We start from the raw sequence: 12,209 nt of genomic DNA on the forward strand, positions 1-12,209 counted from the left end.
ATGGAGAATACAAGGGTAGCGATAATTGATAATGACATGGGAAATATGTTTAGTGTAAAAAATGCCCTAGAGAAAGTTGGCTTGGCTGTAGAGATAACTAAAGATCGCGGGCATATCATGAAAGCAGATGCACTTGTATTGCCAGGCGTTGGCGCCTTTGGCAGTGCGATGAAACATCTAAATGAACATGGACTAGTAGAGACGATAAAAGCATTTGTGGAAACCGGGAAGCCATTTATTGGAATTTGCTTGGGGTTACAGCTCTTGTTTGAAGAAAGTGAAGAGTTTGGAAATTCACCTGGATTAGCCCTTATAAAGGGGAGGGTTGTTAGGTTTCCGCAGCATGTAAATCAAGAAGAAATCAAAGTACCGCAGATTGCTTGGAATAAGATTATGAAGGGCAATATGGAGTGGGAACGGACTGTTCTGAAGAATATTACAGCAGGAGAGTACATGTATTTTGTTCATTCATATTATGTGGTGCCGAATGATGAAAAGGTGATCCTTACAAAGACTAGTTATGAAGGCATAGAGTATTGCTCTGCCATTCAGCAAAATAATATTGTTGCATTTCAATTCCACCCCGAAAAAAGCGGGTTGAAGGGATTGGAAATTTACGAGAATATTAAGGAATGGATTATAAGATCAAAGGAGGGGAAATAGATGGTTAATAGACGTGAGGTGTATTATGGATTGCCAGAGGATGTTGCTTTTTGTACTAAATGTGTTATGTCAAATCAACGCCCAACATCAGCCGTTGAGCATAATCATACAATAGAGAGCAGGAAGAACACACTAAAGCTTGATGAAGAAGGTGTTTGTGATGCATGTCGTACTGCAGAACAGAAGTCAAAGATTGATTGGGAAGATAGAGAGAGACAGCTGGTTGAACTATTAGATAAGCATAGAAAAAAAGATGGTTCCTACGATTGCTTGGTGCCGGGCAGCGGCGGTAAAGATAGTGTCTATCAGGCCCACGTTCTAAAGTATAAATATGGGATGAATCCATTGACAGTTACATGGCCTCCAATTCTATATACAGATTATGGGTATAAGAATTTTAAGAATTGGATTGATGTTGGAGGGTTTGACAATATTAGCTTTAATCGTAATGGTAAAGTCATGAAGCTGCTGACAAAACTTTCAATTGAAAACTTATTCCATCCATTTCAGACCTTTATTCTAGGACAAAAGAATCTTGCACCAAAGATGGCGCAAAAGTTTGGAATAGAGCTGATATTTTATGGAGAGAATGAGGCTGAGTATGGAAACCCAATCGCAGATAATGCAACTTCATTAAGGGACAAATCCTATTATACCTATGAGCACTTGGATGAGATTTATTTAGGTGGTATATCGGTGAAAGAAATAATGGAAAACTATGATGTTAGACTGTCAGATATAAAATCATTTTTACCGGCGCCAGTTAATGAGGTGGAAAAATGCAACATTGAGGTACATTACTTGGGGTATTATCTAAAGTGGATACCACAGGAGGCCTATTATTATGCTGTTGAGAATACAGGCTTTCGAGCAAGACCTTTTAGAACTCAGGGAACTTACAGTAAATACAATAGCATTGACGATAAAATTGATGATTTGCACTACTATACGACGTTTATTAAATTTGGGATCGGAAGAGCTACATACGATGCGTCTCAAGAAATAAGAAACAAGCATTTGACCAGAGAAGAAGGAATGGCTTTGGTTAAAAAATTTGATGGAGAATTTCCGGACAGATATTTCAATGAAATTATGGAATACTTAGAGATTGACCCAGACTATTTTAGATATGATTTAACAGATAAATTTAGATCACCACATCTTTGGACAAAGGCAGATGGAGAATGGAGACTGAGATATACAGTTAATAGGGATGGAACTGAGGATTAGATACGGTGAAAGGAAACTGCTTTTAATCGTTGGTGGAGGCCGCTGCTGGGAATCAAAAGGAGGGTCAAAATGCTTCAGAGCAAGTATTTAACGGAATATGATATGGCTGATTTTGGTTTTAAAAGTATAGGAAAAAATGTTAGAATATCATCTGATGCTAGAATTTATGGACAAGAAAATATTTCAATTGGCAATAATGTACGAATCGATGATTTTGTCATTTTGTCTGCAGTTAATGGATCAATCACTATCGGCAATTACGTGTTTATAGCACGTAGTTCACACTTAAGCGGTGCATTAGGAATAGAACTAAAAGACTTTAGCAGTATGGCTGCTAATACAGTAATATATAGCGCATCAGATGATTATAGTGGAAGTTATCTGACAGCACAAGCTGTTCCGCAAAAGTACACAAATTATCGTGGTGGAAAAGTAGTTCTTGGAAGACATGTTATTATTGGTAGCAGTACAACTATTATTGGGCCGTGTGATATTGGCGAAGGATGCAGTGTTGGGGCAATGACCTTAGTTAACAAAAAATTAGAACCATGGGGTGTATATGCCGGTGTTCCAGCGAAACGATTAAAAGATAGAAACAAAAAAATGCTGGAATTAGAGCTTGAGTTGTTGGCAGATGATAATAGTAATCACAACGGAATATAAGAAAAGGTGTATTTTACTTGATGTTTGCAGCTGTCAACGTTGGAGTCATTAGCTTTATACGAAGTAATATCGCTAAGGAAATGTTATAATAGGAGATCGATAACTATGAGAAAAACACTTATTATTGCGGAAGCTGGTGTGAACCATAATGGTAGTTTAGAGTTAGCGAAAAAATTAGTAAATGCAGCTAAAGATGCAGGTGCTGATTGCGTAAAGTTTCAGACCTTTATCTCAGAAAATATTGTATCAAAGAATGCAGTAAAAGCTGAATATCAAAAGAAGCAAACAGAAGCTGAAGAATCACAACACGATATGCTTAAAAAGCTCGAACTTTCTTTCGATGAATTCGTGCAACTGAATGAGTATTGCAAAAATATACATATAGAATTTATGTCCACTGCTTTTGATTTTGATAGCATTGATTTTTTAGATAGTTTAGAGATGGGTAGTTGGAAAATTCCATCGGGAGATATCACAAATTTACCTTATCTGATGAAGATTGCTAAATTTAAAAAGCCTGTCATCCTTTCTACAGGGATGAGTACGATGGATGATATAAGAAGTGCAGTTAATGTTTTAAGAGATAATGGCGCAGGAGAACTGACTGTTCTTCACTGCACAACAGAGTATCCAACACCATTTAAAGATGTGAATTTGAAAGCAATGCTTACGATAGAAAATGAATTTGGTGTACAAATTGGCTATTCTGATCATACCAAAGGTATAGAGGTTCCTATTGCAGCAGTTGCGTTAGGCGCTAAAGTCATTGAAAAACATTTTACGCTCGATAGAAATATGGAAGGACCTGATCACAAAGCTAGTCTAGAACCTGATGAACTGAAGGTTATGGTTGATTCCATAAGACACATTGAATTAGCTCTAGGTGATGGGATGAAACAGCCAGTTGAATCAGAGAAAAAAAATATGGCGGTTGCACGTAAGAGTATTACTGCAAAGCAAGACATAAAAGCAGGAGAGGTTTTCACTGAAGATAACCTTACGGTAAAAAGACCTGGCAATGGAATAAGTCCTATGAAATGGTTTGATGTTATAGGGCGAGTTGCTTCAAGAGATTTCGAAGAAGATGAGCTGATAGAATTATGAAGAAAATAGTTAGTATACTAACAGCAACAAGAGCGGAATATGGTTTGTTAAAACCGATTATTGCCAAATTAAATTCAGTTAAAGAGTTTGATGTTAGAATTGTAGCAACAGGCGCACATCTATCGCCAGAGTTTGGTTTAACATATCAGGAAATTGAAAATGATGGTTTTAAGATTGACAAGAAGATAGAAATCCTATTAAGCTCAGATACACCATCCTCAATTTCTAAATCAATGGGACTTGCGATGATTAGCTTTGCAGATTATTTTAAGGAGCTTAATCCGGATTTGTTGATTGTCCTGGGTGATCGTTATGAAACGCTAGCAGTAGCAACTGTGGCTATGAATCAGAGAATTCCAATCACTCATCTCTATGGCGGAGAAACTACAGAAGGAGCCATAGATGAATCTGTTCGTCATGCAATTACTAAATTAAGCTACCTTCATTTTACTAGCACTGAGGAATATCGCAAAAGAGTGATTCAATTAGGTGAACATCCGGATCGTGTATATAATGTCGGAGCGATAGGTATTGAAAATATACTAAATGAAAAGCTGTTATCAAAAGAAGAACTAGAAGAAGATCTTAAAATGGAATTATCGAGACCATATGCGATGGTTACATTCCATCCAGTAACACTTGAAAACAACAGCGCTAAGAAGCAGATTGAATCTCTTCTTGAAGCCTGCAAAAAATACAAAGACATCACTTTCATTTTCACTAAGGCAAATGCGGATACGGAAGGGCGAATCATTAATCAATTTATTGATAATTACTCAAAAGAAAATGCTAATATTGCAACGTTTACTTCGCTTGGCACGAGGCGATATTTAAGTGCACTTAAGTACTGTTCAATGGTTATCGGAAATTCATCAAGCGGGATATTAGAGGCTCCAAGTTTTGGTATTCCGACAATTAACATAGGAGACCGACAAAAAGGAAGGCTGCAATCAAATAGCATCATAAATTGTGAACCATCGGAGGAAAGAATAAAAGAAGCAATCGTGCAAGTGATGACAAAATCTTTTGTTGAAAAAGCAAAAAAAACGGTGAATCCTCACGGAACCGGCAATACTTCTGATAGAATAGTTGAGGTTGTTAAAGAATATGTATTTGATGGGAAGATTAACCTTAAAAAGAAGTTTTACGACTGTGAGGTGAAGTAGATGAATATTGCCGTAATTGGACTCGGCTCAATGGGAAGAAGAAGAATTCGTTTAATTCAGCAATATAACAACTCTTTTAAAATCATTGGAATCGATTTAAATAAAGAGAGAAGGGATATTTCTGAAGCTGAATTTGGAATAGACACAAAAGATAGCTTAGAAGAGGTTATTAAATACTATGATCTTAACTGTGCGATCATCTGCACTTCTCCATTATCTCATAATAAACTAACTCAGATAAGCTTAGAGAATAATCTACATGTTTTTACAGAGTTAAACTTGGTAACCGAAGGATATGATGAGAACGTTCAATTAGCAGAAGCAAAAAAGAAAGTTCTATTTTTATCATCGACGTTCTTATATAGAGCAGAGATAAAAGAAATTAATAGGTTAGTAAAAGAACAAGATAACAAACTAAACTATACTTACCACATTGGGCAATATTTACCAGACTGGCACCCGTGGGAGAATTATAAGGATTTTTTTGTTGGCGACAAGAGAACGAATGGATGCAGAGAAATTTTTGCAATCGAATTACCATGGCTTATCGAAGTATTCGGGAACGTGAAGGATATTATTGTGAGAAAAAGCAAGATCAGTTCATTAAATATTGATTACGATGATAACTATATAGTTATTTTTGAACATGAATCAGGTCACAAAGGCGTAGTTGCCGTTGATATTGTGTCAAGGAAAGCAGTAAGAAACCTGGAAGTTTTCGGAGAAAACATATATTTGTCTTGGGACGGATCCGCTAATGGACTTAAAATGATGGACATAAAGAATAAGAAAGAAGAGAATATTCATTTATACGAAAAGGTGGATCAACTGGGCCAATATAGTCAATTTGTAGTTGAAAATGCTTACTATGATGAAATTAAGTCTTTTTTTGACGTGATAGCGAAAGCTATTGAACCTATCTATAATTTTGAAAAAGATAAAAAAATTCTCGAGCTGATTGATAGAATTGAGGCTTAGTTATGCAAAAAAAATACAAAATTGCAATGATTGGCTTAGGTGCAATAGGAAAAAGACATCTTCTAAATATTGACAAAGTGCTTCAAAGAAGAGGGATTGAATATACGGTTGATTTGATTAGAAGAAAAAGTAGTTGTGCTTTGGATAAGTCTTTACATAAAATTGTTTCTACTGTCTATACAGAACATGAAAATGTTCCGGATGATTACGATGTCATATTTATCACCAATCCAACGTATCTACACTATGATACGATCAGAAAGTTTAGTTGCAAATCAAAGAATATGTTTATTGAGAAGCCCGTTTTTGATGAGGTTGCTGTAGATATAGCGAAACTATCTTTAGATGAAGATGGTGTTTACTATGTAGCTTGTCCGTTAAGATACACTGATGTTATTCAATATGTAAAAAATGAGATCGACTTAGATTGTGTATATAGTGCGAGAGCAATCTGTTCAAGTTATTTGCCAGATTGGAGGCCGGGGACAGATTATCGAAAAACGTATAGTGCGCATTTGGACCAGGGTGGCGGTGTTTCAATTGACCTTATACATGAGTGGGACTATATAATGTATTTATTTGGAAAGCCTAAGCAGGTTATGAATTATCGCGGTAAATTTTCGCGATTAGAAATAAACAGTGATGATTTGTCGGTATATATTGCTGAATATGAGAATAGGCTAGCAGAAGTACATATAGATTACTTTGGGAGAAAGCTAATAAGAGAACTACAACTATTTACAGCAGATGAGACTATAGTAGCTGACATTGCAAATAGTGAAATAAGATTTTTAAAGGAGAACAACGCAATTCAATTCAAGGAGGATAGAAACTCTTATCAACTCAAAGAAATAGAAAACTTCTTTGATATCTTAGAAGGAAAAAATAATAATGAAAATGACATTACTATAGCGCTGGACACGCTGAAAATTGCGAAGGAAGGAGAAGCATAATGAAGATATTATTTACAATATGCGGCAGAGCAGGTTCGAAAGGAATAAAGAATAAGAACCTGAAAGATTTTTTAGGGTTACCATTGCCGTTTTATACAGTGTCAATAATAGATTTGTTTATGAAGAACAATGAGCAATACGAGTGCGATATTGTTTTAAATACCGATAGTAATGATTTGATTGATTTATTTAGAAATAGATTGATGATACCAATCGAAGTAGTAGAAAGAGAACCCGAACTAAGTGAAGATAATACGCCAAAGGCTCATGTTGTCCAAAACAGTTACGCAGCTATAAAAGAACGATTAAAAAAAGATTATGAATTAGTTGTGGACTTGGATATTACATCTCCGTTAAGAACGCTGAGCGATCTTGAAGCGCTGGTAGATAAAAAAATTAAAACAAATGCTGATGTTGTTTTCTCTATTACAGACTCGCGAAGGAACCCATATTTTAATATGGTAATGAAAACCAAAGAGGGATATGATCGCGTTATTAAATCTAACTTTAATGCAAGACAAGAAGCACCAGAAATGTACGATATGAATGCTTCAATGTATGCATATTCTCCGGATTTTCTTATTAGCGGCAAAGGAATTTTTGAAGGGAAGTGTGATGCCATTAAAATGATGGACACAGCAGTGCTTGACATTGACCATGAAATTGATTTTGAGTTGATGGAAGTTATTGCAGCACATTTGTTTGATAAGAACCAAAGTATGAATTTGATTAAATTGAACATAAGTACAATAACAGTTTAATTGAAGTTTTACATTTTGACATTGGCGTATATAATGAACCTTAGTTCTGTGCGGAAGAAACCTCAAAAGAAAGGCCGCGCTGCATGTCCCATGAACTGCTGGAAAAAGCGTCTTTGGCATGGACAACCAGGGTATAAAAGCCTGGAACAGTGGGAGTCCAATTATAAAAGTTCTGAGACCCATAAGACTGAACTAAAACCCATGAACCAGTATCCTGGTTGTGAACATAGAATCTGTAAAGCGGGTTTGAACTACCGCTTGATTGAGCGGTAAGAGCGATGGTTTGACCAAGAGACTGAGGACTTGGCAAATCACTGCTGAAGGACAGACTGGTCACCTTCTGTGCGGAAGAAACCTCAAAAGAAAGGCCGCGCTGCATGTCCCATGAACTGCTGGAAAAAGCGTCTTTGGCATGGACAACCAGGGTATAAAAGCCTGGAACAGTGGGAGTCCAATTATAAAAGTTCTGAGACCCATAAGACTGAACTAAAACCCATGAACCAGTATCCTGGTTGTGAACATAGAATCTGTAAAGCGGGTTTGAACTACCGCTTGATTGAGCGGTAAGAGCGATGGTTTGACCAAGAGACTGAGGACTTGGCAAATCACTGCTGAAGGACAGACTGGTCACTTGGGTTGGACTAGAGTTCTCAATTAAGGAATCAACTGAAGCTACAAAATTCACCAAGCCCCAGCCATACTCATTGTCTTTCCCTGCAGGGCCCAAATCAGTGGCTGTGGTTGTCAGGATGTTTTTGATTCCAGCCGGTGTTACAGAAGGATCCAGCCCTTTCAGCACTGCTGCCATGCCTGAAACAATGGGAGCGGAAAAGGAAGTGCCATTGGCAGTAGGGGTGCTGGTGGTGGTATAGGTGCTTCCAATGTCGGTGGTAACCATGCCGACGCCTGGGGCAACTAAATCAACGGTGCTGTTATAATTAGAAAAAGAAGCCCTGGTGTTGGCAGCATCATTGGAAGTGGCACCAACGTTAATGGCATTGGCATAGGCGGCTGGATAAACCAGGCTGGTGCTGTAAAAGTTTCCGGCAGCAGCGATTACGGTAACACCTGCAGCCACAGCATTGTTAATGGCGGTTTCTTCGGCAATAATCGCACCACCAGTGTTTCGACCCAAGCTCAGGTTGATGACATGAGCCCCTTGCTGAACGGCATAATCGATTGCCGCAATCATATGGACATTGGAGCCGTTGCCTGCATCATCCAACACTTTAAGAGGCAAAATGGAGACGGGCCAGGTATAGGCGACACCAGCCATGCCGGTGCTGTTGTTGGTGGAAGCGGCGATAATACCGGAAACCCGGGTGCCATGGCCATGGCCGTCGGCGGGGTTAGAGGTGCTGTTAGTATAGTTGAAACCACCGGCAGCAATGCGACCGGTCAAATCGGGATGATTGGCTTGAACTCCGGTATCAAGAACAGCCACCTTCACAGGCGATAATGTGCGGCCGGAGGTGACAATGGTGGTCCAGGCTTCAGACGCTTTGACGCGTGGCAGGTACCACTGGGTTGCATATAACGGGTCGTTAACAGCCATAAGAGAAATCGGTTGGTTCTCTTCCACGGCAATGACATTGGGATTTAGTGCAAGGTCATCCATGAGGGTTTCACGGTCTTCGGAAGACTGTGGAATCACCAGGTCTGTATGGGATGAGATTTGCTGCAGACGTTCAATTTTATCAATGGCTTGGGCAGACATGAGACGCATTTGCCCCTGGGGACGGTCGTAGGTGACCAAAAGCCATTCGCTTTTGTCAGTGGAGGGCGGTCCCCGTGCTTCTTGCATGCGAAGCAACCCTTGAGCCGCGGGACCATAAGGCTCCACCGGTATTTCCACCCAATCAGTCAGGTCTTTCAGTTCCACACCTTCCTCTGGAAGCCCGTCAACCTCTTCAAACCCATCTTTTTCTTCATCAGCTTCCGGGCTAACAGGCTCATCCTCACCAGAGGCCATTTCTTCTTCAACGTCTTCGGGCGCTGATGTTTCAGGCTGCTCATCTGGCATATCCATCGGTAATTCTTCAAGCATACCCGTTTCTGGGGTTTCGGGATCTGTACCTTCAACATCGTCTTCAACCTCACTGTCAGGAATGAAGCCATCCCATATCACCACAGCACCCAAACCACGAAGTGCTGTAGCCAAGGCATGGGTTTCTTCATTGGCTTGCAGCTGGTTTTTCTGTAGCAAAAAATCCAAGTCCAGCAACAGGTCTGGAAAGCTTTCCTCTTTTTCAAGCAATGTTTTCATCCATTGATTGAAATCATCAATGGTGGCAAATGCTGAAGCCTCAAAGGGTTCCAGCGGTTCATCCAAAGTAGTGGAAGTCGTGGCTGTATCCAAAGCATAGGCAATGGGGAGGGTGTTTACCCAAAAGGAATTGAAAAGCAAGAGAAAAGAAAGGAGTGCAGGAATCAGTTTATTTCGGTGAAGCATCATTTTCATAGTGAACCCTCCATGGCAATATTATGTTAACCATCCTATAATACATATCGGCAACACACAATGATGGTTAAGATGGTTAAGGCGGTTTGCGGACAAATAATGACCTTCTTTATTATACACCGAAGAAGATAGACAATAAAGATAAATATGTCTGCTTAATCCAAATAATATCAGTTGTGATCGACTGAAACAACTGGCAGGGCTGACTGGCAGTTTGTCCCATTTTTTGGTATAGTGTTAGGGGAATAGAGAAGCTTCGGGAAAGCTGCTGAAAGACGCAGCAACAACTGACGGGAGTGAGAGGCTGTTGAAGCTGACTTTACAGATGAAAAAAGGGGTACTGCTGGTGCTGGACGCCCTGCTGATTCAGCTGGTGTATCTGCTGGCCTTTGCCATACGATTTGACTATGATTTTTCGGGACGAATGGTGAGCAACTACTGGCCGGTATACCGGGAAAACCTGCTATGGATTTTACTCATTAAGCTGGCGGTTTTTTATCTGCTGGGGCTGTACCACAGCCTTTGGCGGTATGCCAGCATTGAAGAATTGATGAAGGTGGCCATAACGGCGGTGTTGGCCAATGCTTCGGTGATGGCTTATTTAGCCATTACCCAGCAAATGCTGCCCAGGGGGATTCATGCCCTGGCCATTTTGCTGGACATGGCCCTGATTGGTGGGGTGCGCTTTGCTTACCGGGTAAGCCGCACTTATCGGGATACGGGGTTTCTCACCTTTAACCCCCAGGTAACCAGTGCCCGCCGGGTATTGATTGTGGGAGCAGGTGAGGCGGGGGCCATGGTGGTGAAGGAACTGAAGGCCCATGGCTACCAGCACGGTCGACCCGTGGGAATTGTGGACGATGATAAAAGCAAAATTGGTCGCAAGCTGGCGGGAGTCACCGTGCTGGGAAGCCGGGAAAAACTGCCGGAGCTCATCAAAAGCAAACGGGTGGATGAAGTGATTCTGGCCATGCCCTCGGTGCAGCGTCAGGTAATGCGTGAAGTGATTGATGTGGCCGCCGGCGCCGGGGTGCGCCTCAAAACCGTGCCCGGTGTGTATGAGCTGATCGACGGCCAGGTGAGTATTAAAGAGATTCGGGATGTGGACATTGAAGATCTGCTGGGCCGGGAACCGGTGGATTTGGATCTGGAGGCCATTGCCGGTTTCCTGAAAGGCAAGAAAGTGCTGGTCACCGGTGGCGGCGGCTCCATTGGAAGTGAACTGTGCCGGCAGATTGCAGATTTTGCTCCCCGGGAGCTGCTGATGCTGGATATTTATGAGAACCATTTGTATGAATTGCAGCAGGAGCTGCGAAAAAAACACCCCCAGCTGACTATGAAGGTGCTGGTGGGTTCGGTGCGGGACAAAGCCTGTATGCAGGCGTTATTCCAGCGGGAACAGCCTACGGTGGTGTTCCATGCAGCGGCCCATAAGCATGTGCCACTGATGGAGGACAGCCCGGCAGAAGCAGTGAAGAACAATGTGATGGGCACTCGCAATGTGGCCTGGTGCGCCCATGAGGCGGGCTGTGAGAAGCTGGTGTTGATTTCCACCGACAAGGCCGTGAACCCCACCAATGTGATGGGAGCCAGTAAACGGCTGGCAGAAATGGTGGTGCAGTCTCTCGATGAAATAAGTCAAACAGAGTTTGCAGCGGTGCGCTTTGGAAATGTGCTGGGTTCCAGCGGCAGCGTGATTCCCCTGTTTAAAAAACAGATTGAAGACGGGGGGCCGGTGACGGTGACCCACGAAGATATGACCCGTTATTTTATGACCATTCCTGAAGCAGTGCAGCTGGTGATTCAGGCAGGGGCCATGGCTCGGGGAGGCGAAGTCTTTGTGCTGGATATGGGAGACCCGGTGAAGATCATGGACCTGGCGGAAAACCTGATTCGCCTCAGTGGGTTCACTCCTGGTGAAGATATTCAGGTGGAGGTGACGGGCCTGCGACCGGGAGAAAAGTTATATGAAGAGCTGCTGTTGGACAGCAATGGCCTGGAAGCCACGGTGCACCAGAAAATTTTTGTGGAAAAACCGGCAGTCACGGCCTTTGAGACACTGAACCAGCAGGTGGATGAACTGGCAGCGGAGATCTGCATGCAGTCTCCGGAAACGGTAAAGGCGGCTGTGGCCCGCCTGGTCACCACTTACACACCCCAATAGGGGACAATAGGCGATAAAAAACCAGGAGAACCGGAAATGGCCGGTACTCCTGGTTTTTTAAACTGA

Annotated in this window: 10 protein-coding genes; 9 read left to right on the forward strand and 1 reads right to left on the reverse strand. The window is 41.5% G+C overall.

The window, feature by feature from the left end; translation table 11 throughout:
- From hisH to QOL74_RS09795, 8 genes are all read left to right on the forward strand, one after another.
- Positions 1–663 carry an imidazole glycerol phosphate synthase subunit HisH gene (gene hisH / locus QOL74_RS09760; RefSeq protein WP_283409284.1) on the forward strand — a complete coding sequence of 221 codons (663 nt, stop codon included), beginning with the start codon at positions 1–3 and terminating at the stop codon, positions 661–663.
- The gene (locus tag QOL74_RS09765; RefSeq protein ID WP_283409285.1) at positions 664–1,893 is read left to right on the forward strand and encodes an N-acetyl sugar amidotransferase; all 1,230 of its coding nucleotides are present in this window, start codon (positions 664–666) and stop codon (positions 1,891–1,893) included.
- 69 nt (positions 1,894–1,962) lie between these two features.
- Positions 1,963–2,556, forward strand: a complete 594-nt coding sequence (locus tag QOL74_RS09770; protein ID WP_283409286.1) for an acyltransferase — start codon at positions 1,963–1,965, stop codon at positions 2,554–2,556.
- A 105-nt stretch (positions 2,557–2,661) separates the two neighbouring features.
- Positions 2,662–3,660 carry an N-acetylneuraminate synthase gene (neuB, locus tag QOL74_RS09775; RefSeq protein WP_283409287.1) on the forward strand — a complete coding sequence of 333 codons (999 nt, stop codon included), beginning with the start codon at positions 2,662–2,664 and terminating at the stop codon, positions 3,658–3,660.
- Positions 3,657–4,826 (forward strand): UDP-N-acetylglucosamine 2-epimerase, encoded by a 1,170-nt coding sequence (neuC, locus tag QOL74_RS09780; protein WP_283409288.1) that lies wholly within the window; start codon positions 3,657–3,659, stop codon positions 4,824–4,826. The genes neuB and neuC overlap by 4 nt, the downstream gene beginning before the upstream one ends.
- Positions 4,827–5,804, forward strand: a complete 978-nt coding sequence (locus QOL74_RS09785) for a Gfo/Idh/MocA family protein (RefSeq protein WP_283409289.1) — start codon at positions 4,827–4,829, stop codon at positions 5,802–5,804.
- Between the two features lie 2 nt (positions 5,805–5,806).
- A complete protein-coding gene (locus QOL74_RS09790) occupies positions 5,807–6,757 on the forward strand; it encodes a Gfo/Idh/MocA family protein (protein WP_283409290.1) in 951 nt (316 codons plus the stop codon).
- Entirely contained in the window at positions 6,757–7,518 is a 762-nt protein-coding gene (locus QOL74_RS09795) for an acylneuraminate cytidylyltransferase family protein (RefSeq protein WP_283409291.1), read from the forward strand. The genes QOL74_RS09790 and QOL74_RS09795 overlap by 1 nt, the downstream gene beginning before the upstream one ends.
- A gap of 40 nt (positions 7,519–7,558) precedes the next feature.
- On the opposite strand, the gene QOL74_RS09800 is transcribed toward QOL74_RS09795, so the two are convergent.
- Positions 7,559–9,979 carry a S8 family serine peptidase gene (locus QOL74_RS09800; RefSeq protein ID WP_283409292.1) on the reverse strand — a complete coding sequence of 807 codons (2,421 nt, stop codon included), beginning with the start codon at positions 9,977–9,979 and terminating at the stop codon, positions 7,559–7,561.
- A 307-nt stretch (positions 9,980–10,286) separates the two neighbouring features.
- Here QOL74_RS09800 and QOL74_RS09805 point away from each other — a divergent pair, with 307 nt between their 5' ends.
- Entirely contained in the window at positions 10,287–12,143 is a 1,857-nt protein-coding gene (locus QOL74_RS09805) for a nucleoside-diphosphate sugar epimerase/dehydratase (RefSeq protein ID WP_283409293.1), read from the forward strand.
- The last annotated feature ends 66 nt before the right edge of the window (positions 12,144–12,209 follow it).

Origin of the sequence: Anoxynatronum buryatiense (assembly GCF_900182905.1) — a bacterium.
Taxonomy (GTDB): Bacteria; Bacillota; Clostridia; order Peptostreptococcales; family Tindalliaceae; genus Anoxynatronum; species Anoxynatronum buryatiense.